This window comes from Glycomyces sambucus, from assembly GCF_900102815.1.
In the GTDB taxonomy this organism is placed as follows: Bacteria; Actinomycetota; Actinomycetes; order Mycobacteriales; family Micromonosporaceae; genus Glycomyces; species Glycomyces sambucus.
The window spans coordinates 255505-278753 of the sequence record NZ_FNGF01000003.1 but is presented as its reverse complement, the minus strand read 5'-3'; the positions used below and the strand labels follow the sequence as shown (position 1 = coordinate 278753).

Here is a 23249-nt window from a genome sequence, read left to right as displayed (position 1 = left end):
CCTTTCTTTCCATCGCAATCAATCCAATCTGTCAATAGTGTTCAGTTCGTGCTGTGCTTCGCGGGCGAGCTGGCGCTGTTCTCTGGCGCGGGCGGCGGCGGAGGTGGCGAGGAGGGCGTCAGCTTCGGTGTGCCAGCCGGTGCCGTCGTAGCGGAGGTGGTTGACCAGGAGAATCGTGTCAGCCGCTTCGCTGTCAACTCCGTGTTGACGGCGAATCCATTGGGCGCGTGCGTCCCTGAGCTGACCGAAGGTGGTCGACCAGGCGCGTGCTTTGGTCATGAAGTGGCCGCCGAAGCCGAGCATGTGCGCCCACCGACGCAGCCCGATCCATTCGGGCCCTTCACCACCGAGCCCCCAGCATGCGGCGATCAGGCGGGCGATGTGGTCGCCGTCGGGGTCGGCGTAGGCGTGGACGGTGGTCTCGGTGAGGCGGCCCGAGAGGTGACCGGTGTCCTCGGTGGCTTTGGTGGCGTACTTGGCGAGGTATCCAGCCGCGTGCCCCTCGGTCATGTCCCCGTCCCCGAGCTGCACGGCCCGGATGTCGACCTGAGCGCCCCACCGGATCAACCAGCCGTCCGGGGATTCGTCGTGGGGGTCGGTGCGGAAGCTGGTCGAGGCCGCCGCCGCAGCGAGGATCGAGGCGATGACCTCGGTGTCGAGTTCGGCCGGCGGGGGCACGATCGCGTCGGAGCCGGGGGTGTGGCCGTCGAGGCGGACGAGGGCGTGGAAGTGGATGGCGCCCCTGCGTTGGAACTCGGCGACCTTCACATACCGCAGCCGCACCGACGCTGGGGCGATGCCGCGTGCCTTCGCGGCGCGGGAAAGTGCGCGGTCGGCGTGGATGCGGGTGCGCCGCCACAGCTCGCCGGAGGCCAGGTTCCACACGACCTGGGCATCGTGGTCGTAGCAGTCCAGGCACAGGGGTTGGCCGATGTCGGGGGCGTCCTCGCGGTGTCGCGTGTGGCAGGCCAAGGTGACCCCATGAGCGCAGACGGTGGCGTCGCGGCGGGCTCGGCAGGGGCGCACATGGCCGGAGGTGGTGAGGCTGCGCGAGTGGACGGGGCCGAAGGCGGGGGCGGTGAGGGTGACGAACAGGGCCGGGTGCGAGGTGACCGTCTCGGGTACGGACTTGCCGCCGGTGAGTCCGGAGCGCACGAGGTGGAACGCGTCGTGCTGGTAGGTCTTGGCGCAGTTAGGGCACAGGGCAGCACGGCGAGTGCCGCACGCCTTGTAGATCAGGCCGTCCGGCATGGAGTCGGTCGAGCGTTCCGCGAGCACGACGCCGGTCGCGGCGTCAACGGTGTGGAGGTCGCCGCGCAGCCGGACGGGAGCCGAGCAGCCACCGGCACCGGCGACATGCGTCAGCCACGGTTGCCAACCGGTCGTGTTGGCGCGGTCGATGACATCGGCGGCGAAGCCGCGCGGGGGTGAAGCGGTGGTCATGTGTGTCCTCCTCTCGCAGTGGGTGGTCGTGGGGCCCTGCCCGGGCGGCTCATGTCTGATCGGGAGCGACCGGGGCAGGGCGTTGCTCAGTCCTCGTCGTTGAGGTAGACCCAGCCGAAGCAGGCGCACAGGTCTTCGAGGTAGGGGAGATCCCGCACGAAGTCGGGATAGGCGCAGCACCCGCAGATCACGAACACGGTGACCACGGGTTCGGGCTGGTCGAGGTCGCCGCCGTTGGCGTGCAGGGCCATCCCGCACTCGGCACAGACGTAGACCCGGTAGAACGATTCGCCGCCGAAGCGGGGCGGTTCGACCGGTTCGGGGAACTGGCACTCGCCAGTGGTCCCGGCGAGGTCACCCAGGATGGGCTGGCGGTAGTGGTAGGTGTCCGGCGGTGCGTCCGGATCGGTGAAGAACGGCATCGGATGTCCTTTCAGCGCAGCAGGAACGGACCGTCAGAGGACGGCGATCAGGAGTGCGGTGGCGAACAGCCAGGCGGTGTGCCAGGACTGGTCCATCTTGTAAGCGGCCTCGGGGCCGCAGGTGTCGACGAATTCGCCGTGACCGGTGCGCCGCGCCATCCACATCAGGGGCGTGCGGCGGTCGGCGATGTAGTGGGTGAGGCCGTTGACGGCCATGCCGATCCCCATGCCGGGGCCGACGAGATCGAGGTCCAGGTGCAGCACGAGGACCGTGATCGCGATGAAGGCGAAGCACGTCACGAGGTAGGTGGCGACGTGCGCGGAGCAGTGGAGTCGCCCGGCCCAGCCGGGGCGGCCCTTGTTCACGGCCTGGTGGTGGGATTGCACCCAGTGGTCCGCCACGTGGTGGGCGGCGTGCAGTGCGGCGTAGACGGCCGCGAAGGTGACGGCGTTGATGAGGAAGTCGAGGTGTTCGACGGGCATACTGGTATCGCCTTTCAATCGCGATGGTTGTCAGGTGTTTTGGTTGCCGGGGCGCGGCGGTTGTGGAAGATTGGCCGCGCCCTCGGCGTCTAGGTGTCGGTGTTGGGGTCCCGCTGTGACGGGATGGCCTTGCCCCAGCGCTGCTGGGCGGCCTGCCTGGTCATGCCGATCCGGTCGGCGATCTCGGACCAGGAGTAGCCGAAGGACCGCAAGCCCTTGACCGCGTTGGTGATCGCCTCGTCAACGGAGGCGGAGAGCTGGATCAGCTCGGGGAGTGCATCCACGTCGCCCTCGGCGACCCTGCGCCCATAGGCGCGGATGATGCGCCGCGCGAAGGCGTTGAAGTCCTTGTTCTCGACCATGGCCGCTACCTGCCTTTACCGAAGGAGGCGAAGGCGTTTGCGAAGTCAGGCTGCGCGGGTTCGGCGGTGACCGCCTGGCGCTCGACCTGGAGGCTCGGCACATCCACCGGAGCGGTGGAGGCGACCGGAGCCGCGGCGTAGACCGGACCCCGCGAGGCGGCCGGAGCGGCGACCGATTCGGCCGGCGCTTTCTCTGCCGGGCGCGACAGAACCACCTTGACCAGGGTCAAGAAGCCCAGGGCCGAAGCCGAAGCCGCGAGCCAACCCACCAGGGTGGGCTCGGCGTCGAGGACTTGCGCTCCGAGGGAGAGGGCGATGAAGAACATCATCATCGCCATGACGGACTTGACCTTGTGTCCGCCGTTGCGGCGGCGCCTGCGGACTTCGAGTCCGAGAGCGATGACCATCAGTTCGATGGTGACCGCGTTGACCCAGCCGACCCAGGACGGTTGGCCCGCCAGCACGGTGGCGTCGTGGACGTGGGTGAAGGAGACCGCACCGGCGGCCACACCCATGGACAGCATGATGACGGTCTGCACGCCGTCTTCGAGTTTCATTTCTGGCTCCTTGGCTTCCACCACTGCACGCCGGTGCAGTAGTCGCATTTCTTCGAGTACTCGACCGTGGGGACGGTCCAGTCACCGCAGACGACGCACTCGCGCAGCTCCCAGCCCTCGAAGGGCAGGGAGACGAGCAGGTGGCGTTCGTCGTCGGCGAGGTCGGTTCCGGTCATGACGGCGTCGCAGATGACGCACAGGAACCGCATACGGGAAAGGTCGGGCTCCCACGGGGGAAGCGCATCGATCTGCTTGACGCGGTGCAACGGCACCGAGTCGGTCAGTGCCGCGAACGCGGCGAAGATGTCGGTCATCGCGACCCCCGCAGATGTGCCACAGGGCACCGGTCGCAAGCGGTCATTCCGCAGTTGCCCATTCGGATCTGGGCATTGCAGGTCATCAACTCGGTGATGGCCTCCCATTCACAGATGGAGCACATACCGGTTTCCGAACCCTCGTCGTCGATCAGGAGGTCGCCGCACTCGCGGCACTCGTCATCGGTCATGCCGACCGCCCTTCGACACAGGCCAGGCATTCGCCGAACCGGCGGGGGATGTAGTAGCCGTACTCACGGCCGCAGGACTTGCAGGTGCATAGCGCAACCCACGCCTTCATGAGCGCCCGCAGTTGGGCGTCGGTGGCCGGGCGTTTGGGCACGGCCAGTTCCTTCCGGTAGAGGTAGGCGAACCTCTGTCCGCAGCGCCAGACGATCTGGGCCGCGATCGGCTGCCGCCCGGGGGTCAAGCCCTCGTCGGCGAGTTGACGACGGGTGTACAGTCCGCCCGGTGCGTGGCGGTAGTTGTAGGTCGGCAATCCGCCATGGCGGATACCTTCCGGGTCATCAAATTCGGTACGGAACAATGCACACTCCTCCCTTCGTCTCCATTGGTGGAATTCCAACTACCGTGAGCGTCGGGGCCTCGAACCCCGAAGATTGCCGATCGCTCTACCTCTCGCTTTTCAGTTGTCGATCCCGCTGATTTCGATTCGCATGACCTGGCTGAAGTCGAAGAACTTGTCTTCGACCAACCGGATCGAATCGCCGTCTTTCTCGTATCGCTCAATCCAGAGCGCGGCATCCGTTCCGAACGCTTCGACCGCTGCCACCGCGTTCTTGGCCGTGGTTCGGACATGCGCCTCGTATCCGTTGCGGTGGATCATCGAAAGATGGATCATGAGGACTCCCGCGCTGAGACGGTGACGTCCCACTCGCCCATGACTGTGAACGGGCCGTTGCCCTCGCCCTCGCCGATGACGACGCGGCGGACCTGGGACATCAGGAAGACGACGCTGTGCACGCCGTCGAGGTCGCCCCCATCGGGGACGGTGAACGAGATGCCGTCCAGACCGGACCGCAGCCCGGCGCTGATCTGTTCGGCGTACTCCCGGTCGAGGCCGGGCACGATCTCGGTGTCGCCGTTGGCGAACGTGAACTCAATGAACATGGGACCCTTCCCTATTGCTCGCATTACTGCTCTGCCGGTCGGCAGTTGGCGCACTACTGGCCCGGCTGCCATTGGCTTTGGTGTTCGTGCGTCGTGAGCGTCGGGGCCTCGAACCCCGAAGATTGCCGATCGCTCTACCACCAGTCCTGGGGACTGGATTTGCTAGTACGAGACCCGCGTGGCGCGGATTCGCACTTTCACGGTGGTGATCCCACCGGGGAAGATCGAGACCATCTCGTCGCCGATCAGGGTGGTGAAGAGCCTTCCGGACCCGAGGGTTTCGTGGAAGCCGTTCAGCTCGGCTTCCGTACGGAACTTCAAGGTGACCTTCTCGCCGTCCACGAGGTTCACGGTCACGTCGTACACTTCGCCTGTCACAGACATTTCATTTCTCTTTCTCTCAGAAGCCTTATCGGCTTGGACGCAGTACTGGCGTTGTCGCTATTCGCTGTGGCGTTCCTTGCGTCGTGGACGCCGGGGAATCGAACCCCGGTGGAACCGTTCGCCCGGAGTGCCGCCGAGGTGTCAAGGACGCCTTGACGGCACCCGGTCACACGGAGGACTTCCGCCCTCGGAGCTGCGCGGCGAAGGCCGCGACCTGGAAGACCTCCTCATCGGACATCCAGGCCACCCGCATCCGGCGGGGCCGCCCGCCCTCGGCGAGCAGGTACGAGTCGCCGGGCATGGACGGGTCGAGGTTCATGGCGTTGTAGCCCTGATCGGCCCAGCCCGCCCCCAGGGCGACATCCGAAGAACCCGGGGTCGAGCAGCGGCCGACCCACCGGTAGGCGAACAGGTCCCGCAGCGCGGTGGGCACGATGTCCCAGGAGGCGCGCTGCGTGAACGCGCACACGATGATCCCGGCCGCACGGCCACGAGCGACCACGTCGCGCAGGAGCATTGAGAACAGCTCTTGCTCGACCTTGTTGCCCGCCACCGAGGTGAAGTAGGCCAGCTCATCGAGGAAGACCACCCACGCCGGATCGGCGGCGGTCGGCTGGTGCTTGCGGATGCGGCGGGCCGACATCTCGGCGTAGCGGGAGTCCATGAGCTGCTGGAGCCACAGGAGCGTGGCGAGGGCCTTGCGCATGTCCGGACCCACGAAGACGTCGAAGACGTCCAGCCACGGCTGGAGCTCCACGAGCTTGCCGTCGAAGCCGATCAGGCGGGTGTCGACGCACAGCGCCGTCTGGGCGATGATGGTCTGCTCGAACCCGGACTTGCCCGACCCGGGCTCGCCGCCCCCGAGCACGTTCTTGTAGGCGAAGCAGAGCTTCACGGCCTCACCAGTGGCGTACTTGCCGACGAGAAACTCGTCCATGATGGTCATGTTTGGACCGACAGCGGTGTTCATAATGTTTACCTCCCAATAGAAACCAAGTGGATTGACGGAGGGACGGAACGGTGCGCCCGTCCCTCCAGCGCAGCCCCGAAGGGCTCGTGAAGGGCTAGATGAAGGCGGGGATGAACCCGTCGTCTTCCTCGGGGCCCTCGGTGTGCCGCTCGACGGCGGCGTCTTCGGCCTTGTCGGCCCTGGACTGGCGCGGCTTGCGCTCACGCCGGTTCCGCCCGGTCAGCTCATCGAGCCGGGCCTGGACGGCCGGGTCGTCGGTGACGTCGATACCCTCGTCGTCCTCATCGACCACGGTCATGTCCCGGTACGAGTCCGGGTCGATCCCGTCGAGCATCGCGCTGACGGGGACGGTCACGCCCTCAGCGAGGACGTCGCGGCGGTGCACGTCGACCACCACGTAGGCGGCCTTCTTGCCCGCCAGGCGGGCGTCCGCCGAGTTCGCCCAGCACACGCTGGACAGCTCCACCAGACGGCCTTGCAGGTCGTCCAAGGTGAGGTCGCCCCGCAGCCACAGCCACACCCGCTCACCCGACTCGGTCGGGCGGGCGAGGAGGATCAGCGGCCGGACCGATCCGCGCACCCCTTTGCCTTCCATGAAGGCGTCGGAGGCGACGCGGACGCGGTGGCGGGTGACCATGCACCAGCCCCACCGGTTCAGGAACCGGTTGGCCGGCGCGATGAACCACGGGACGCCGACTAGCAGCGCGACCATCGCGAGCGATCCGAACGGGCCGACCCACACCGCCAAAGCGGCGTAGATGGTGATGAGCGCGCCCAGCAGGGCGAGTTCACCGGCCCAGTGCCACGCGACCCGCGCCACCGGCCACACCAGGGTGAGGACAGCGGCCACCAGGCCAGCAGCGGCGCCCAGGGCGACCGCGACGAACAGGGCCGTAGCCCACTCCATCGCCAGCACGGCGACGGGGAAGGAGACCAAGGCGACCGCGAACGCGGCCAGGCCCCCGGCGATCTTGGCCCGGCGACGCGCCGAACCCACCTCGAACTGATCGATGAGCGTCTGCGCCGCACGAGCCGAAGCCCGGTTGCGACCGCCAGAACGGTTACCATTGGAGGGCATGGCAGACCCACCTTCCTGCCCCGAAGGGCAAAGGGTTCGGTTTGTTGCAGGTGGGGAACCGGCCAGCTTTGGACGGTCGACCGGTTCCCCTACAAGCCGCGCTAGACGGCGACTTCCATCTCTTCCTTCATCGCCGGTTCGGCGACGAACGTGGTCCGACGACGCGGAGCGTTGTCAAGCGCACGTTGACGCCTGACCCCCCGTTCCACCTCATCGGCCAGACGGTGCAGCGCCTCGGCAACCTGCCGGAACTCCACCGGCGAACCGTGCAGGACCAGGCCCGCACCGCCGATGCCGCGCTCGATGCGCAGCGCTCCGCGCTCGTTCCCGTAGACGTACGACGCGAACGTCATACCGTCCTTGAGGAACATGGAGAAGTCTCCAGACATCCCGTCTTGCATGGCAGAGATCCTTTCGAGAGGTCAGGCCCCGGCAACGGAACCCGACACGTCGACTACTTCGCAGGCTTGGGCTTGATGACGGCCGCCTTGTAGGCGACACCGCTCTTGCCGTTCTGGCTCCAGGGGATGGCTTCCAGGTCGACCGGGATGACGGGCTGGGTCTGGCTCAGCTTCGGCATCTCCCCAGCGGTCACCACCCGGATGATCTCGCCCTGACCGTTCTCACCCTGTTCGAGCGCCAGGAGCTGGGTGACCCACTTCAGGGCGTTCGTCTCCCTGTCCACCTGCTGCTTGCCGTCGTACTCCTTGGCTTCCGGAGCGCCGGTGACCATGAACGCCACGTTCGTGACATCGATCTTCAGCTTCATCAGCTTGCCTCTCATCGTGATGACTAGCCCCGAAGGGCTGAACCTAGACTGTCTAGGTTCATGCCTCTAACGCTAAACGCTTAGCCTCTAAAATGCAACCTGCTGTCCCACAAGTTGGGATACGAGGCGCGATCAACCAGGAAGTGTCAGGTACACGTCAGACGTGAGAGACTAGAAGCATGGCTAAAGACGACGACGTGCGTAAGGAGAAACTGAAGACGGCGGGCAACTGGCTCCGCAGGGAACGAGAGAACCGCGGCCTCAGCGGCACCGCTTTCGCGGAGCGATTGGGCATCGGCCAAGTCCGGGTCTCGTCCTACGAACGCGGCCAGTACGAGATCCCCGAGGAGCTTTCGCCCAAGATCGCCGAGGTTCTCGACCTCCCGCTTCTTGAGGTGCGAGAGGGCCTGGGATTCTGGGTTCCCAGTGACGCCGAGCTGGAAGAACTGCGTTACCACACCGATCCGACCCAGCTCAGCGATGAAGTGCTCATCACAGAGCTGATGCAGCGTGTGCGCAGGAAATCTACGAGAGAGATCGTGGACGCGTATCCCCGGAGGGCCGAAGTACCTGATGCCCTTTGGAATCGACTCATCAGCTCAGCGCGAACTGAGATCGTTCTAGCCGGTTACACGAACTACTTCTTTTGGACCCAGCAGCCTGGGTTTGAAGAGACCCTTGCTAGCAAGCTCGCCGACGGTGTGCGGGTCCGGATCTTGCTCGGCGATCCAGACGGCGACGTGACCCGCCACAGGGAAAACATCGAAAATGCGCCCATGGCATTGAGCAGCCGTATCCACATGACCCTTGCCGCGGTCCAGCGACTTGACACCTTTGGCAACCTGGAAGTTCGCTTCTCAGAGCGCAATGCTGAAGCTCACGCGCTGCGCTCGGTCTTTCAGTTCGATCGTGAAGCCCTCGTCTGCGAGAGTATCGGCAACGAGATGGGGCATAACTGGCTTACGCTCCACTTGAAGAAGCTGGAGGACGGAGGGCCGTTCCAGCGCTACATGGAGCACCTTGAGTTCCTGTGGGATGGCGCCAGAGTCTGGGAGCCGTCGGAAGCCTGATCGCTGGGAGGACGCCGTGTCGAGGATCGACCACATCAACAATCCTGATGCACCTCCTCCCAACAGCGTGGTGCCCTCAGCGGTGGCGTTCATCGAGAACGAGCACGGTGAGGTCCTGCTCATCAAGCGGTCCGACAACGGCGACTGGGCACTTCCTGGTGGGGCACACGACCTCGGCGAGAGCATCGAAGACACCGCAGTCCGTGAAGCCAACGAAGAGACCGGCCTCGACATCGAAGTCACTGGGCTGATCGGTGTCTACACGAACCCCAACCACCTCATCGAGTACGGCGACGGCGAGGTCCGCCAGCAGTTCTCGCTGAACTTCAGGGCGACAGCTGTCGGCGGTGAGATCAAGACGTCGAGCGAGTCGACACAGGTCCGCTGGTTCGGAGCCGACGATCTCGACGGCCTCTCGATCAACTCAGGGATGCAACTGAGAATCCAGCACGGGTTTGAGCATCGAGCAACCCCGTACCTCGGCTGATCGGCAACAAGCGACTTCCGCGAGCGGCAGCCGTAGACGCCCAGCACGTCTACGGCACTTACGGATTCAGCACTTGATCAGACGTCTTTTGATTAGTTCCCAACCCCGCTGGGAGACTTCGAGAAGACGTCGAGGTCTGATAGGTCGGCCAGAACAACGTGGGCGCCGGCCGCGCGGAGGCCTGCTTCTTAGTAGACCTCAGCGGCAACGGCGATGAAGGCCCGCCGCTTCAGGAGGAATAGTGTTTGCGCATCCGTTGTAGCCGCGAACTGATCCGCTCAAGACTTTCGTTGTCTCGGATTCGTTGGATGACGGTTCGGCCCTCGAGAACAACTGGGAGGTCTGTTGGCTTAAGGCCAACATTTCGGGCACGGAAGGCCAGTCCGGCATCCCGGAGCCCAAGGCCCCCATCCCACCAGGCCTGCACCTCACTGAAGGAGAAATCTCTGGCCGCCCAGTATTCGACGACCATTAGTGCTTCTTCGTCCGAGGCAACCTGGATCGGGAATCGATTCCGAGTTGCCTTCACATAATCGGGTCCTTGATCTCGAGGGTGCGAGCGAGGCCGTTGCGTCGGGGTACCGAAGAGTTCTCGAGTTGCGTTCGCGAGACCCCGTTTTGCGTTGCGGCTACGTGGTTTGTTGGGGCGGCGTTGGCCTGGGCGTTCCCCGGACCGCCCCTTGGTGCCTCCGTGGCAATGCAGGCGCGCCTCCATGACCCTGGAAGGAGGGACTATGTCTGACGAGCTCAAGATGGGCTCGCCTTTGGAGAAGAGGAAGGTAACAAGTTCGTCTTCCGAAACTCCGAGCTCACGCGCCAGCTCACAAACGCGTTTGCTCGGAGGGCCCGGCTTCGGGCAGAAGTCCTGTTGACTCTCGGTCATCAGATCTCCGATCACTCAGATCCTTCGCCACCTAGGTGGGATCACTCGCGCGTGGCAGTCTCTAGCGCGATCGATCAAGATCGAACACCTGTCCGACCGTCACAGACAGTGAAGCATGTCATGGTCCGACTGTCAACCATCCCTAGTGTTCACGGGCTTGATTAGGCACAACATGTAGTATGAGTTTGACTTACATCCGCTTTGTCAGCCCCTGGGTCTATTTAGCAGCAAGGGCGACGGCAAGCCGCCCTAGCTGGTGAAATGATCGAATCTTCACCGAAGGATCGGTACTGATTCCCAGCATGGAAACTACTCTGCGTCATCTAAAATGTGACAGAAGTCACTAATGAGATGTGGGCGCCTGCTGGGTCCAGGCGTGCTTTTGGGCCACTGCTGCTGTGAGAACTTTCTATACATCTTCAAGGCGGCCTTGCGGCCGCTGCCGCGTGGCTGGCCTGCGGTCCGGTCCTCGCTGCGCTGCGGGCGGTCCTCGGCCGGCCACGGGCCGGGCGACGCCTTGGCGATGGGGAAGAAAGGTTCCGGCCGGAACCCTTGGCCGGGGACCCCTGCGGGCGCGCGCTCAGGTCGGATTGAGGGCGATCCCTGCGGGCCCGCCCTGTCGCTTGGGCGAGCGTATCGCGCGCCCGCCCCCGGCCAATGAACCCGACCTGACGTAGTCAATCGGAGGAGGCGGAAGCCTTTCGCGTGTGGGAAGATCTTCCTATGAGCGAAGAGACATGGCGGCCTCTGGGGGTCGAGTCCGAGGATGATATTCGCGCTTATGACGCCCTGCATGACGGAGTACCACCATGGATGCAATCCTCATACTGGGGCTGGGTTAAAGAGTCTATCAACCGAGACACTTGGTTCAATGGCCAATCTGGTCGAGTGTATCCAATGGACATTCAACTTGTTAAAGAGATGTGCGAGACGCTTCGGATCGCGATTACTTTGGGAGGCACTCCCAATTCTGCTGCAGCGGCTAGTCTTCAAAAAGACCGGGCGATGAATGTGCTTATGGGTCATGATAGGCCTCTTGAGATAGCAGATTACCTCCTTGCTTTCGGTAACGATGCTATTCCGGAAGATCTGGAAGCTTTGCTTACTCGTTGCAAATCTGCATGGAGGGTTGGCACGAGGTTTGGGAAAACCGGCCTGGTCCGCCGAGTGCCTTTGGGTGTTCATATCGCCTCGGACGATGTAATGCAGCAATCCGGTAGAGCTGGTTCACGATTGGCTAAGGCATGGGGCTTGCTTTACGGACTCGATCCAGACGCCAGTTCTGCCTATCGCTTTGCAATCTTGGCCGTGGAAGACGCAGTTATTCCGGTCATCTCCCCTAATGCTTCACGGGCGACGCTAGGCACAGTTCTTTCGCAGATGGAAGGTCAGAAGTCCTGGAGTCTGCCGATGAAACGGCAACACACTAATGCTCCCTCGAATGAGGTGTTGATCAGTATGATGCGTTTGCTGTGGTTTGGGCAACACGATCGTCATGGGGGCCAGCCTTCGGAGCCATCTGGGCCAGGTGACGTATCCGTGGATGAAGCCAAGGTTGCTGTTTCGATTGCGGTTGCGCTAGTAGCCTGGTTCGATGCGGGCTTGGTTTTTCAGAGCTGAGAACCCTGGCCGCCACCCTCTTTCGCGAACTCATCCCACGTCTCAATCAACGAATCAAGTCTGGCCAGGTACAATGGCTCTTCTGCTACTTCAAAGTAAAAGCCTCGGTCACGCCGAGGCTCTAATTGAATACAGAATGTTGTCAATCGGCAGTAACGGCTCACCCGGTGCGAAGGCTTTCAGAGGCCACTTATGGATCTCGGATGAGTGTCGACTGCGGGAGACGACACCATGTTTACCGAAGTCAACACCGTCGCAACAGCTCTGGCCACTCAGCCGGAAATCACGGTCCCGCTGGTGATCTTCTTGCTTCTCAGGAAGCGGATCACCGCGAACGCAACAAAGCTGGTGCTCGGGATCATTGCACTCGTCCGAGCGGACAAGAGTGACATCCCCAAGGTGACGGAGGCGCTGTTCCAACAGCGCTCCCGCAAGCGGTAACCACAGGTGCCGTAACAGGGCCCTCGCATCAAGCGGGGGCCCGTCCTCGTCCAAGCCGCACAACACGAACTACAGCAGCAAAATACAGCAACCGGGCCAACCGAAGGTTGCCCGAGTGAACCTCAGGTGTCGGTCTAGCTGCGGGTTTAGCTGTCAATGGCTGGTTGACGGGGAATCCGTAGGTTCTCGGTTCGAGTCCGAGGGGGCCCACCACCATTCCAGGCCGTGCCGGGCGCAAAGAACCGGGCGCGCCTTGCGGCCCGCCCGGCGGCTCAGTGCTCGATGTCGTAGCGCAGAAGGAGCACGCCGTTGTCGAAGCCGGTGGCTTCGCGGAGGCGGAGTTGCCGCCGGTCCTGGAAGAGGCGCGTGCCCTTGCCGCGCGTGACCGGGGCGACGAGCATCCGCACCTCGTCGACGAGGTCCTCCTCCATGAGGGAGCGCATCAGGGTCAGGCTTCCCCACAGCCACAGGTCCTTGCCCTCCTGCTGCTTCAGCTCGCGCACCGTGGCGGCCGCATCGCGGGTGACGGTCGCCTCCGGGAAGTCGCCCCACGGGGCGTGCTCCAGTGTGGAGGACGCGACGTACTTGGTGAGGGCGTTGAGCTTCCGGCCGTACTCCCCTTGGTCCTCGGCGTAGGGCCAGCCGTCCTTCGACTGGTCGTACGTCGTGGCTCCGAGGATCAGAGTGTCGACCGAGTCGATGAGGGCCATCACGCGGTCCTGGAACGGGGTGCTGGCCTCGTCGTCGAAGGGCGCGGCGGCGACGAAGCCCAGGCCGCCGTCCTCTTCGGCCACGATGCCGTCGGCGGTGGTCCACTGCTGGACGACGAGTCGGCGCGTCATGACAGCTCCTCCACCAGTCCGACGATGACCCCGGCGGGCCCGCGCACGTACGCGTACTTGTAGATGTCCTCGTAGCGCGCCACCTCGCCCACGAGCACCGCCCCGTGCGGCCGCAGCCGCGCGAACGAGTCGTCCACGTCGTCGACGACGAACGTCAGGCGCGGGATGCCCGGCGTGTTCACCGGCTCCCACGGCGCCGACCCGGTGGCCGCCGGCGTGTGGATCCGCGAGACCTCCACCCGGCCGTGGCCGTCGGGGGTCTTCAGCATCGCGATGTCCGAGCGGACGCCCTCGAGCCCGATGAGCTTGTCGGCCCACCCGCCCTCCACGGTCGCCTGCCCCTCGAACTCCATCCCGAGCTCGACGAAGAACGCGATGGCGGCCGGAAGGTCCTCCACCACGATCCCGGTGTGGTCGAAACGCTTGATCGCCATGTCGTTACCTCTGCTCCTCGTAGTAGCGCCGGGCGCTGCTGCCGACCCGGCTCAGGTCGGTGCCGTAGACGTGCAGCGAGATCGCCGTCTCCGCGCCCGTGTTCATGATGCGGTGGATGTCGCCGGGAGGGGCGAAACCCGTGACCTCGCCCGGGAGGTTGTCGCTGACGCCGGCCCGGTTCAGGTCCGCGTCGTACAGCTCCTCGTGCTCGACGCCCTGGAGGACGCCGACCACGCACCAGGTGATGTGGTCGTGGATGCGCGTGGCCTGCCCCGGCCGCCAGACCACGGCCGTGATGGAGAAGCTCCCGTCCGGCTCGGAGTACAAGAGGTGCCCGGCGACCTTGCCGGGGTCCCCGAGCCGCTGCGCGGGCGTGAGGATCTCGGGCCCGGGCAGGCGCCCGCGGAGCCCGTCGGCGACGAGCCGCGCCGCGTCGGTCCAGTCGGTGGAGGTGCGCAGTGACGCGCGCACTGCGGCGGCGACGTCGGTGAGCGCGGGTGCCGCGCCGGTCAATGTGTCCATGGATTCAGCCTGCCCCCGATCGATCCATAAGTCCAATGCCAGATCTCGCTGGAACCTATAGATACAATCGATGCATGCTCGACATCCAGCGGCTCCGCGTCCTCGCGGCGGTCGCCGCGCACGGTTCGGTCACCAAGGCCGCCAAGCACCTCCACTACGCCCAGCCCTCCGTCAGCCACCACCTCGCCCGCCTGGAGTCCGAGACCGGCGCCCGGCTCGTCCAGCGCGCCGGCCGCGGCATCCGGCTCACCCCCGAGGGCGAGATGCTCGCCCGCCGCGCCGTCGAGATCCTCGGCCGCGTGGACGCCGCCGAAGCCGAACTCGAGGCCATGGTCGGCCTCAAGGCCGGGCGCGTGCGCCTCGCCGGGTTCGAGTCGGCGCTGAGCACGCTCGTGCCCGAGGCCGCCGCGGCGATGCGCCGCGACCACCCCGGCATCCGCCTGGAGCTCGCCGAGGCCCACCCGCTCGTGGCGCTCACGATGCTCCGCGAAGGCGAGATCGACCTCGCCGTCGTGTTCCGCTACGCCGACGACCTCCCCGAGGACGTGCGCGCCGTCCACCTCTTCGACGACCCGATGTACCTGGTGGGCCGCGAGTCCGGCGGGACCCTCCTCGACCACCGCGACTCGGCGTGGATCGCGGGCTGCCACCGCTGCCGCCAGGACCTCCTGGACGCGTGCCGGAACGAGGGGTTCACACCCGGGATCGCCTTCACCAGCGACGAGATCATCGTCCAGCAGGCGCTGGTCGCCGCGGGCCTGGGCGTCACGGTCAACCCGGGCCTGGCGCTGCGGACCCACCGCCGCGACGACGTCGCGGTCACCGAACTCGAGCGCTTCCGCCGCCGGATCCACCTCGTCACCTACGGGGAGCCGCCGGACCCGCCCGCGACGGCGGCGTTCGTCGACGCGATCCGCGCCGCGGCGCGCCGCTACGCGTGACCCGGCACGCACGAACCCGGGCCCCGGGTGCCCCTGGTGTGAGCCGGGACTCGATCGGCACCCTGGTGTTCACGGGACTTGCCCGAGGGTTCGCCGGCACGTAATGAGCCGGTGACAACGGCCGGTCAGAGTTGACCGCGAGGCCCCGGGGGACCGGAAGTCCGGTCGGGCCCTCACGCCGCACCGGCGCGGCACGCATCTCGCATCACCGCCCGGAAGGAATCACCATGGACCCGTACGCGTTCCTCGCCGTCCAGCTCATCAAGTCCGAGGCCGGCTCCGCCCTGCCCGACGCCCCGGTCGTCCCCGACCGGCCGTCGCTCATGGACCGCATCGTCGGGGGCTTCACCGCCGCCCGCCACGGCTTCCTCGCCCGCGAACTGCGGGTGCGGGGCGAAGCGGCCGTCCTGCCCGCGCGGGCCGACGTCCGCCGGGCCGCCTGAGCACGCAAGACCGAGGGCCGGAGCGCGGATGCGCTCCGGCCCCGCACCGTCCGGGGCGGCGTGCGAGCCTCCGCCGCACCGCCGCCCCGGGCTCCCGCACCGGTCCCTAGCCCACCCGCACGCCGTCGATGTACGCACGTTCCACAGTGGAGTAGTAGTCGAGCGGGTCGCCGGACCACACGCAAAAGTCGGCGTCCTTGCCCGCTTCGAGCGAGCCGAGCCGGTCGGCCACACCGAGGACCTCGGCGGGGTGGATCGTGACGGCGCGCAGCGCGGTCTCACGGTCCAGGCCCGCCTTGACGCACTCCATGACCTGCACGATCAGGTACTGGATCGGGACCACGGGGTGGTCGGTCATGATGACGAGCTTGACCCCGGCGGCGGCCATCCGCACCGCGTTCTCGGGGAACCGGTTCGCGGTCTCGACCTTCGCGCGGGCGGTGAGCAGCGGCCCGAACAGGACCGGGATCTCCTTCTCCGCCAGCACGTCCGCGAGCAGGTGCGCCTCGGTGCCGTGGTCGAGGACCAGCCGGTACCCGAACTCGTCGGCGACGCGCACGGCCGTGGCGATGTCATCGGCGCGGTGGCAGTGCTGGCGCCACGGGATCTCGCGGTCCAGGACCTTGACGAGGTTCTCCAGTCGCAGGTCCCGGTCGGGGTTCTCGGCGTCGCGGTGCCTCTGGGCGGCGACGAACGCCGACCGGAGCACGCCCGCGGTCCCCATGCGGGTCTTGGGGGTCTGGCCCTTGTCGCCGTACACGCGCTTGGGGTTCTCGCCCAGCGCCGACTTGATGCCGGCGGGGGAGCGGACCACGAGGTCGTCCACCCGGTTGCTCCCGGCGGTCTTGACGACGACGCACTCGCCGCCGATGACGTTGCCCGAACCGGGGTTGACGCACGCGGTGAGCACGCCGCCCCTGAGCGCGTCGGCGAAGCCGGGCTCGACCGGGTTGATGCCGTCCAGGGCCCGCACGTGCGCGGTGTTCGGGTCGGTCATCTCGTTGGTGTCGTCGCCGGCCCAGCCCTCGCCGGTCTCGTGGACGCCGAGGTGGGTGTGCGCGTCGATGAGGCCCGGGACGATCCACCTGCCGGTCGCGTCGATCCGCTCGACACCCTCGGGCACGGCCAGGTCGGGGCCGCCGACGGCGCTGATGCGGCCGTCCTCGACGATGACGACGCCCCGCTCGATCGGCGCCGACGTGATGGGGACGATGGTCGCGCCGGTGAGCGCGAACGCGGCATGGGACATGGACCCGCCTTCGGATTCGACAGCAGCTTGCCGCCCAATCCTGCCCCAGGGACTAGCCGAGCGGCTAATTGTTGACCGTATTGTGACCGGGGGTCGCGGCGACCGGGGGCCGCCGCCCGCCCGGGTTCACGACGCCCACCGGATGATCTCCTTCGTCACGACCTCCGGCGCTTCCTGCTGCGGGAAGTGCCCGACCCCGTCGAGGAGCTTCCACTCGTAGCGCCCCTGCACGTAGCGGCCCGAGCCCTGCGCGGTCCGCGGCAGCACGCACGAGTCGAGCGCGCCGTGCAGCTGGAGCACCGGCACCGGCGTGGGCCGCTGGAGCAGCTTCACGAACCGCCGCCCCGCCAGCCCCACCGAGGTGCGGAACGGCCACCGGAACGCCTCGAGGGCGCAGAACGCCGCCTGCGGGATCTGGATGACGTCGCGGCACGCCCGCACGTACTCCTGGAAGTCCCGCGACCCCCGCCAGCCCGGCCCCGACCACGAGTACATGAGGTCGGCGACCTTCCTTGCGTCCCAAGCGGTCAGCTTGTGCTCGTAGCGGGGCATCTGGAACGCGAACAGGTGCCGCGACGCCGACAGCTGCCCCTTCGGGTCGACCGCGAGCGCCGCGCGCTGGCGCAGCGGGTGCGCGGCCCCGAGGACCACGAGGGACTTGAACTGCCTGGGGTGGAACGCGGCCGCCGCGAACGCGAGGATGCCGCCGAGGTCGTGCCCGACGACCACGGCCTCCCGCTCGCCCAGGGCCCGCACGAGCCCGACCACGTCGGCGGCCATCGTGTACGCGTCGTACCCGTTCGGGGGCTTGTCGGAGGCGCCGTAGCCGCGCAGGTCGGCGGCGACCACGCGGAAGCCCGCGCCGGCGAGCGCGGGGATCTGGTGCCGCCACGCCCACCAGAACTCCGGGAAGCCGTGCAGGAGCAGGATCAGGGGGCCTTCTCCGGACTCGGCCACGTGGAAGCGCGAGCCGTTGGCGTCGACGTGCCGGTGGGTCCAGGGGCCCTGCTTGAGGGCGGCGCCGTCGGCGAAGGTCTTGCGGTTCACGCGCACAGCGTACGAGGTCGGGCCCGCGCGATGCGGACCCGACCTCGTCACGAGTCGTGCACGCCTTAGTCCTCTTTGCCCGCCCGCAGGCCGGTCTTGATGCGGCTCATGACGGTGTTGTCGGCGAGCGTGGTCACGTCGCCGATCTCGCGGTCCTCGGCGATGTCGCGCAGGAGCCTGCGCATGATCTTGCCCGAGCGGGTCTTCGGCAGCTCGGCCACGACGATGACCTGGCGCGGCTTCGCGATGGGCCCCAACGTCTTCGACACGTGCTGGCGCAGTTCCGCGAGGTGCTCGGGGCTCGACTCGGCCTGCCCGCGCAGGATCACGAACGCCACGATGCCCTGGCCCGTCACCGGGTCCGAGGCCCCGACGACGGCCGCCTCGGCGACCGTGGCGTGGCTGACGAGCGCCGACTCGACCTCGGTGGTCGAGATGTTGTGGCCCGACACGAGCATGATGTCGTCGACGCGGCCCAGGAGCCACAGGTCGCCGTCGTCGTCCTTCTTCGCACCGTCGCCGGCGAAGTACATGCCGTCGAAGTGCGCCCAGTACGTGTCGAGGAACCGCTGGTCGTCGCCCCAGATGGTGCGGAGCATCGACGGCCACGGCTCGCGGATCACCAGGAACCCGCCGCCGCCGTCGGGCACCGACTCGCCCTGGTCGTCGACGACGTCGACGCTGATGCCCGGGAGCGGGCGCTGGGCCGAGCCCGGCTTCGTCGCCGTCACGCCCGGCAGCGGCGAGACCATGATCGCGCCGGTCTCGGTCTGCCACCACGTGTCGACGACCGGGGTCGCCCCGCCGCCGATGTGCTCGCGGTACCAGACCCACGCCTCGGGGTTGATCGGCTCGCCGACCGACCCGAGGACCCGCAGGCTCGACAGGTCGAAGCCCGCCGGGACGTCGTCGCCCCACTTCATGAACGTGCGGATCGCCGTCGGCGCGGTGTACAGGATCGTCACCCCGTACTTCTGCACGATCTCCCAGAACCGGCCGGTGTGCGGCGTGTCCGGGGTGCCCTCGTACATGACCTGCGTGGCGCCGTTCGACATGGGGCCGTAGACGATGTACGAGTGCCCGGTGACCCAGCCGATGTCGGCGGTGCACCAGTACACGTCGGTCTCCGGCTTGAGGTCGAACACCGCGTGGTGGGTGTACGACGCCTGCGTCAGGTACCCGCCGGAGGTGTGCAGGATGCCCTTCGGCTTCCCGGTGGTCCCCGAGGTGTACAGGATGAACAGGGGGTGCTCGGCGTCGAACGGCTGCGCGGTGTGCTCGGGGGAGGCCCCGCCGACCGCGTCCTCCCACTTCACGTCGCGGTCGCTCCAGGCCACCTCCTGCCCGGTGCGGGTGACGACGAGGACCTTCTCCACCGAGGGGCACGATTCGAGCGCCTCGTCCACGGTCGGCTTGAGCGCCAGCGGCTTGCCGCGGCGGAACCCGCCGTCGGCGCAGATCACGAGCTTCGCGCCCGCGTCCGTGATGCGGCTCGACAGCGCGTTGGCGCTGAACCCGCCGAACACCACCGAGTGCGGGGCGCCGATGCGCGCGCACGCGAGCATCGCGACCGCCGCCTCGGGGATCATCGGCATGTAGATGACGACCCGGTCGCCCGCCCCCACACCGAGACCGGTGAGCGCGTTCGCGGCCCGCTTGACCTCGTCGAGGAGTTCGGCGTACGTGACGGCGCGGGTGTCGCCGGGCTCGCCCTCGAAGTGGATCGCGACCCGGTCGCCCAGGCCGTTCTCGACGTGGCGGTCGAGGCAGTTCGCGGCGACGTTCAGCTCGCCGCCGGTGAACCACTTCGCGAACGGCGGGTTGTCCCAGTCCAGGACCCGGTCCCAGTCCTTCGACCAGTCGAGCCGGCGGGCCTGGGTCTCCCAGAACGCGAGGCGGTCGGCGGCGGCCTCGTCGTAAGCGGCCGCGGTGACGTTCGCCGTCTTCGAGAACTCGGGGGACGGCGGAAAGGTCCGGTCCTCCGACAGGAGGTTGGCAAGCGTCTCTTGCGGGGTTTCTGCCACGGGTATTGGCTCCTTACAGATCTACGCGCCGATGCGCTGCTGTGAGGCGGGTCTATGTCCGGTAACACTACCGCGAACCGGCCGACACGGAACGTGCCCCTGAGGCGGGCACCGGCATCTGGGACCCCGCCGCGCCGAACGGCCCGCGAGCGGCCGACCGGCGGCCGCCGAGCGGTCGGATTCGTTCGTCTCGGGGACCCTCGCCGACCGATTCGAGAGGTATCGTCGGACCGGTGCAAACCTGCGTCCTGGTTTACGATGCTGTGACTGCCCTCTAGCCCGCCCGGTGCGCCGTTTGCGTGCTCCGCACTAAAGGTAAGGTTCCGCCCGTGGATCCTCTCGCGCCTCTCCTCGAACTCTCCGAGGTCGCCGACGCCCTTGAGAACGCCAGAGCCAACGTCGACCGCATGCTCTGGCACGAGGCGCTGCGCGGCGGCGAGGCCGGCGAATCGCTCGTCGAGACCGAGGTGTCCCTGCACAGCGCCTCCGCGACCCTCGCCCTGGACGGCTACGACTGCGACGTCGAGCGCCTGCGCGCCGGCGACTTCGACGACCCGGTGGTCTCCGGCGTGCTCGCCGTCACCGAGGCCCTGCCGTCCCTCGCCGACGTGTGGCCCGTCTCGCCCCGGTACGTCCTCGCGAAGCTCCACCTGCTCGCCACCCGCGACCTCCCCGACGCCGGCGTCGAGTTCGAGCCCGGCCGCATCGAGGTCGACGGCAACGGCTCCGCCCGCATCAACGCCCTGTGCGCGCTCATCACCAACCCCACCAAGGAGATCCCCGCCGCGATGGCCGCCGCCGTCGTCCACGGCGAACTCCTGTCGGTGCGCCCGTTCCCGGTCGCCAACAACGTGGTCGCCCGCGCCGCCGCGCGGCTCGCGCTGGCCAGCAAGGGACTCGACCCGAAGCTCCTCATCACCGTCGACGCCGGGCACCTCGAACGCCAGCCGGAGTACGTGGGCGCGCAGCGCGCCTGGTCGACCGGCACGCCGGACGGCGTCCGGTCCTGGCTCAAGCACTACGGCAAGGCCCTCGAGGCGGGTGCGGCCGAGACGCTCCAGATCTGCTCGGAGCTGATGAAGGACGCCTAGGCGCCCTTCGCGGCGTCCTAGGCGGCGTCGTCCCCGGCGAGCTCGGCGCGCAGCCGCTGCTTCTCGTCCCGGCGGCGCTTGACCGTGGCGTCGATGTGCTCGATCATCTCCTCGCGCTGCCGCTTGAGCAGCACGTACCCCAGGACCATCGACACGAGGATGCCCGCGGCGAGCGCGAGCAGCGCGTTGATGAAGAACATGAGGGGCACCGCGACGACGGCGACGAGCGCGAGGCGGGCGAGGTAGAACTTCCAGACCGGGTTCATGCGACCCGCTCCTCTCCGAAGGTGCGGGCCCCTGCGTACCACAGGGGCGCGTAGACGAGTGCGGCGGTGAGTCCGGCGAGCCCGCCGGTGAGCATCGGCGCCCACGTCGGCGGCAGCAGCACGCCGACGGCGAGCCCGGCGCCCAGGCCCAGCAGGAACCCGACGAGCATGACGCCCCAGCGGGCCGCGCCGCGGTAGCGCCGGAACTGCTCGCTGAACGCCCACACGGTCGGCAGCGCGGCGATCCACCCGGAGGTCTCGCCGAAGGGCCGGCCGCTGGGGAACACGAACAGCAGGTCGATGACGACCAGCACGACCGCGCCCATGACGAAGTACGCGAGCGCGGTCCCCACGAGCTGGCCGAGGCCCATCGGCTCGGCCGGTCCGGCCTGGGCCACTAGAACTTCACCGACCGGGGCTCGGCCCGGCGCTCGGCGATGGTCTGCGGGCCGTCGTACTCGCGCACGACGTCGTAGCGGGTGTTGCGCTCGACGGGCCTGAACCCGGCGTCGCGGATGAGTTCGAGGAGGTCGTCGCGGGTCATCTTGTCGGGGGTGCCGTAGTCGTCGGCGTCGTGGGTGATCTTGTACTCGACCACCGAGCCGTCGAGGTCGTCGGCGCCGAACGACAGCGACAGCTGCGCGACGTCGAGGCCGTGCATGACCCAGAAGCACTTGACGTGGTCGAAGTTGTCGAGCAGGAGCCGCGAGACCGCGAAGACCTTGAGCGACTCGGCCGGGCTCGCCATCGTAGTGCGCGCCTGGAGCCGGTTGCGGATCTTCCCGTCCTTGGCGTCGTGGAAGTCGTGCTGGTAGCGCAGGGGGATGAACACGGCGAAGCCGCCGGTCTCGTCCTGCATCTCGCGCAGGCGCAGCACGTGGTCGACGCGGTGGCGGGGCTCCTCGATGTGGCCGTACAGCATCGTCGCGGGGGTGCGCAGGCCCTTCTCGTGGGCGAGGCGGTGGATGCGCGACCAGTCCTCCCAGTGGCAGTCGTGGTCGACGATGTGCTGGCGGACCTCCCAGTCGAAGATCTCGGCGCCGCCGCCGGTCAGCGACTCCAGGCCGGCCTCGATGAGCTCGTCGAGGATCGCGTCGGCGGTGAGGCCGGAGATCTTCTCGAACCACTGGACCTCGGTGGCGGTGAACGCCTTCAGGTTCACCTCGGGGAGGGTCTCCTTGAGCGCCTTGAGGACCCGCGGGTAGTAGCGCCACGGGAGGGTCGGGTGGAGGCCGTTGACGATGTGCAGCTCGGTGGGGGCGTCGCCGCGCATCTGCTCGGCGAGGGCCACGGCCTGCTCGACGCGCATCGTGTACGCGTCGGCCTCGCCGGGCTTGCGCTGGAAGGAGCAGTACGCGCAGGACGCGGAGCACACGTTGGTGAGGTTGAGGTGCCGGTTGACGTTGAACATGGTCCGGTCGCCGTTCTTGGCGGTGCGGACCCCGTGCGCGAGGCGGCCGAGCCAGGCGAGGTCGTCGACCTCGTACAGGCCCACGCCGTCCTCGAAGGTCAGCCGCTCGCCGGCCGCGAGCTTCTCCTCGATGCCGGCCTTGAACTCAGCCTGGTCGTCCATGGCGCTCCTGACGTTGTCGGTTCCCCGCCAGCGTAGCGCCGCGGGTGCGCAGGGGCCTCCCGGCGTGAACCGCGTGTGAGGCCGTGAACGCGGGGGCAGCGTGAGCGCGAGGGCGGTGTGAGGCGCGGGGCGGTGCGAGCGCGGGGGCGGTGTAAGGCGCGGGGCGGTGCGGGCAGGCGGGCCCGGCGCGCCAGGGGCTCCTGCGGGGGCGGCGGCGGTTCGCCGCGCGCGGTGCCGGTGAGGCTTCGGTGCCTGGTGTCATCCGTTGCGGCGCGCGGGGTCCGGAGTGAATGTGAACGGAGGGTCCAGGCAATTCGGACACCTGGGGACCCCCCATTTCAAATCTACCCCTGGGGTGCGACACCCAGTGGTGCCCAACACGATCCGTGTTCACGAGCAACC

The 23249-nt window shown here is 67.3% G+C and carries 30 protein-coding genes; 7 read left to right on the top strand and 23 right to left on the bottom strand.

The window, feature by feature from the left end; translation table 11 throughout:
* Positions 1 to 18: 18 nt before the first annotated feature.
* The 14 genes from BLS99_RS10990 to BLS99_RS10920 all read right to left on the bottom strand — a co-directional run bounded on the left by BLS99_RS10990 (position 19) and on the right by BLS99_RS10920 (position 7913).
* On the bottom strand, positions 19 to 1443 hold the full coding sequence (locus BLS99_RS10990) for a replication initiator (protein WP_091048697.1): 1425 nt from the start codon (positions 1441 to 1443) through the stop codon (positions 19 to 21).
* 86 nt (positions 1444 to 1529) lie between these two features.
* The gene (locus BLS99_RS10985) at positions 1530 to 1865 is read right to left on the bottom strand and encodes a hypothetical protein (protein WP_091048693.1); all 336 of its coding nucleotides are present in this window, start codon (positions 1863 to 1865) and stop codon (positions 1530 to 1532) included.
* A gap of 33 nt (positions 1866 to 1898) precedes the next feature.
* Positions 1899 to 2348, bottom strand: coding sequence for a hypothetical protein (locus tag BLS99_RS10980; RefSeq protein WP_091048690.1), 450 nt, complete (start codon positions 2346 to 2348; stop codon positions 1899 to 1901).
* An 89-nt stretch (positions 2349 to 2437) separates the two neighbouring features.
* The gene (locus BLS99_RS10975) at positions 2438 to 2710 is read right to left on the bottom strand and encodes a hypothetical protein (protein WP_091048687.1); all 273 of its coding nucleotides are present in this window, start codon (positions 2708 to 2710) and stop codon (positions 2438 to 2440) included.
* A gap of 5 nt (positions 2711 to 2715) precedes the next feature.
* On the bottom strand, positions 2716 to 3267 hold the full coding sequence (locus BLS99_RS10970; RefSeq protein ID WP_091048683.1) for a DUF2637 domain-containing protein: 552 nt from the start codon (positions 3265 to 3267) through the stop codon (positions 2716 to 2718).
* Positions 3264 to 3581 carry a hypothetical protein gene (locus BLS99_RS10965; protein ID WP_091048681.1) on the bottom strand — a complete coding sequence of 106 codons (318 nt, stop codon included), beginning with the start codon at positions 3579 to 3581 and terminating at the stop codon, positions 3264 to 3266. Before BLS99_RS10965 ends, BLS99_RS10970 begins: the two co-directional genes overlap by 4 nt.
* Before the next feature lie 187 nt (positions 3582 to 3768).
* Positions 3769 to 4128 (bottom strand): RRQRL motif-containing zinc-binding protein, encoded by a 360-nt coding sequence (locus BLS99_RS10955; RefSeq protein ID WP_091048674.1) that lies wholly within the window; start codon positions 4126 to 4128, stop codon positions 3769 to 3771.
* Positions 4129 to 4227: 99 nt separating this feature from the next.
* Positions 4228 to 4428 (bottom strand): hypothetical protein, encoded by a 201-nt coding sequence (locus BLS99_RS10950; protein WP_176953311.1) that lies wholly within the window; start codon positions 4426 to 4428, stop codon positions 4228 to 4230.
* Between the two features lie 11 nt (positions 4429 to 4439).
* Complete coding sequence (locus BLS99_RS10945; protein WP_091048668.1) at positions 4440 to 4712, bottom strand: hypothetical protein; 273 nt, start codon at positions 4710 to 4712, stop codon at positions 4440 to 4442.
* A 162-nt stretch (positions 4713 to 4874) separates the two neighbouring features.
* The gene (locus tag BLS99_RS10940; protein ID WP_143034759.1) at positions 4875 to 5090 is read right to left on the bottom strand and encodes a hypothetical protein; all 216 of its coding nucleotides are present in this window, start codon (positions 5088 to 5090) and stop codon (positions 4875 to 4877) included.
* Positions 5091 to 5262: 172 nt separating this feature from the next.
* Entirely contained in the window at positions 5263 to 6066 is an 804-nt protein-coding gene (locus BLS99_RS10935) for an FtsK/SpoIIIE domain-containing protein (protein WP_091048657.1), read from the bottom strand.
* Positions 6067 to 6160: 94 nt separating this feature from the next.
* A complete protein-coding gene (locus tag BLS99_RS10930; protein WP_091048654.1) occupies positions 6161 to 7063 on the bottom strand; it encodes a hypothetical protein in 903 nt (300 codons plus the stop codon).
* Positions 7064 to 7245: 182 nt separating this feature from the next.
* On the bottom strand, positions 7246 to 7545 hold the full coding sequence (locus tag BLS99_RS10925) for a hypothetical protein (protein ID WP_091048650.1): 300 nt from the start codon (positions 7543 to 7545) through the stop codon (positions 7246 to 7248).
* 53 nt (positions 7546 to 7598) lie between these two features.
* A complete protein-coding gene (locus BLS99_RS10920) occupies positions 7599 to 7913 on the bottom strand; it encodes a hypothetical protein (protein WP_091048647.1) in 315 nt (104 codons plus the stop codon).
* A 179-nt stretch (positions 7914 to 8092) separates the two neighbouring features.
* On the opposite strand from BLS99_RS10920, the gene BLS99_RS10915 reads away from it, so the two are divergent.
* The 4 genes from BLS99_RS10915 to BLS99_RS10905 all read left to right on the top strand — a co-directional run bounded on the left by BLS99_RS10915 (position 8093) and on the right by BLS99_RS10905 (position 12414).
* Entirely contained in the window at positions 8093 to 8983 is an 891-nt protein-coding gene (locus BLS99_RS10915; RefSeq protein ID WP_091048643.1) for a helix-turn-helix domain-containing protein, read from the top strand.
* A 16-nt stretch (positions 8984 to 8999) separates the two neighbouring features.
* Positions 9000 to 9470 (top strand): NUDIX domain-containing protein, encoded by a 471-nt coding sequence (locus BLS99_RS10910; protein ID WP_091048638.1) that lies wholly within the window; start codon positions 9000 to 9002, stop codon positions 9468 to 9470.
* A 1606-nt stretch (positions 9471 to 11076) separates the two neighbouring features.
* On the top strand, positions 11077 to 11973 hold the full coding sequence (locus tag BLS99_RS25635; protein ID WP_143034757.1) for a hypothetical protein: 897 nt from the start codon (positions 11077 to 11079) through the stop codon (positions 11971 to 11973).
* A gap of 231 nt (positions 11974 to 12204) precedes the next feature.
* Positions 12205 to 12414, top strand: coding sequence for a hypothetical protein (locus BLS99_RS10905; protein ID WP_143034756.1), 210 nt, complete (start codon positions 12205 to 12207; stop codon positions 12412 to 12414).
* Between the two features lie 272 nt (positions 12415 to 12686).
* On the opposite strand, the gene BLS99_RS10900 is transcribed toward BLS99_RS10905, so the two are convergent.
* From BLS99_RS10900 to BLS99_RS10890, 3 genes are read right to left on the bottom strand one after another with little or no spacing between them, the layout of a single operon-like run.
* On the bottom strand, positions 12687 to 13256 hold the full coding sequence (locus tag BLS99_RS10900) for a dihydrofolate reductase family protein (protein ID WP_091048631.1): 570 nt from the start codon (positions 13254 to 13256) through the stop codon (positions 12687 to 12689).
* Positions 13253 to 13690: a VOC family protein gene (locus tag BLS99_RS10895; protein WP_091048627.1), complete on the bottom strand. Its 438-nt coding sequence runs from the start codon at positions 13688 to 13690 to the stop codon at positions 13253 to 13255. Before BLS99_RS10895 ends, BLS99_RS10900 begins: the two co-directional genes overlap by 4 nt.
* Positions 13691 to 13694: 4 nt before the next feature.
* Positions 13695 to 14213: a cysteine dioxygenase family protein gene (locus BLS99_RS10890; protein WP_091048625.1), complete on the bottom strand. Its 519-nt coding sequence runs from the start codon at positions 14211 to 14213 to the stop codon at positions 13695 to 13697.
* A 74-nt stretch (positions 14214 to 14287) separates the two neighbouring features.
* Here BLS99_RS10890 and BLS99_RS10885 point away from each other — a divergent pair, with 74 nt between their 5' ends.
* Both BLS99_RS10885 and BLS99_RS10880 read left to right on the top strand, forming a co-directional pair.
* Positions 14288 to 15154 (top strand): LysR family transcriptional regulator, encoded by an 867-nt coding sequence (locus tag BLS99_RS10885; protein WP_091048620.1) that lies wholly within the window; start codon positions 14288 to 14290, stop codon positions 15152 to 15154.
* Between the two features lie 227 nt (positions 15155 to 15381).
* Positions 15382 to 15597, top strand: coding sequence for a hypothetical protein (locus tag BLS99_RS10880; RefSeq protein WP_091048617.1), 216 nt, complete (start codon positions 15382 to 15384; stop codon positions 15595 to 15597).
* Between the two features lie 106 nt (positions 15598 to 15703).
* On the opposite strand, the gene BLS99_RS10875 is transcribed toward BLS99_RS10880, so the two are convergent.
* The 3 genes from BLS99_RS10875 to acs all read right to left on the bottom strand — a co-directional run bounded on the left by BLS99_RS10875 (position 15704) and on the right by acs (position 19917).
* The gene (locus tag BLS99_RS10875; protein WP_091048614.1) at positions 15704 to 16846 is read right to left on the bottom strand and encodes an amidohydrolase; all 1143 of its coding nucleotides are present in this window, start codon (positions 16844 to 16846) and stop codon (positions 15704 to 15706) included.
* A 126-nt stretch (positions 16847 to 16972) separates the two neighbouring features.
* Positions 16973 to 17893 carry an alpha/beta fold hydrolase gene (locus BLS99_RS10870; RefSeq protein ID WP_218126417.1) on the bottom strand — a complete coding sequence of 307 codons (921 nt, stop codon included), beginning with the start codon at positions 17891 to 17893 and terminating at the stop codon, positions 16973 to 16975.
* Positions 17894 to 17958: 65 nt separating this feature from the next.
* Positions 17959 to 19917 (bottom strand): acetate--CoA ligase, encoded by a 1959-nt coding sequence (acs, locus tag BLS99_RS10865; RefSeq protein ID WP_091048605.1) that lies wholly within the window; start codon positions 19915 to 19917, stop codon positions 17959 to 17961.
* 329 nt (positions 19918 to 20246) lie between these two features.
* On the opposite strand from acs, the gene BLS99_RS10860 reads away from it, so the two are divergent.
* Positions 20247 to 21008, top strand: coding sequence for an oxidoreductase (locus BLS99_RS10860; RefSeq protein WP_091048599.1), 762 nt, complete (start codon positions 20247 to 20249; stop codon positions 21006 to 21008).
* A gap of 17 nt (positions 21009 to 21025) precedes the next feature.
* Here the strand turns inward: BLS99_RS10860 and BLS99_RS10855 are convergent, their stop codons facing one another.
* From BLS99_RS10855 to mqnE, 3 genes are read right to left on the bottom strand one after another with little or no spacing between them, the layout of a single operon-like run.
* Entirely contained in the window at positions 21026 to 21274 is a 249-nt protein-coding gene (locus BLS99_RS10855; RefSeq protein WP_091048591.1) for a DUF4229 domain-containing protein, read from the bottom strand.
* A complete protein-coding gene (locus BLS99_RS10850) occupies positions 21271 to 21672 on the bottom strand; it encodes a hypothetical protein (RefSeq protein WP_091048588.1) in 402 nt (133 codons plus the stop codon). Before BLS99_RS10850 ends, BLS99_RS10855 begins: the two co-directional genes overlap by 4 nt.
* Positions 21672 to 22847 carry an aminofutalosine synthase MqnE gene (mqnE, locus tag BLS99_RS10845; RefSeq protein ID WP_091048584.1) on the bottom strand — a complete coding sequence of 392 codons (1176 nt, stop codon included), beginning with the start codon at positions 22845 to 22847 and terminating at the stop codon, positions 21672 to 21674. Before mqnE ends, BLS99_RS10850 begins: the two co-directional genes overlap by 1 nt.
* Positions 22848 to 23249 lie beyond the last annotated feature (402 nt).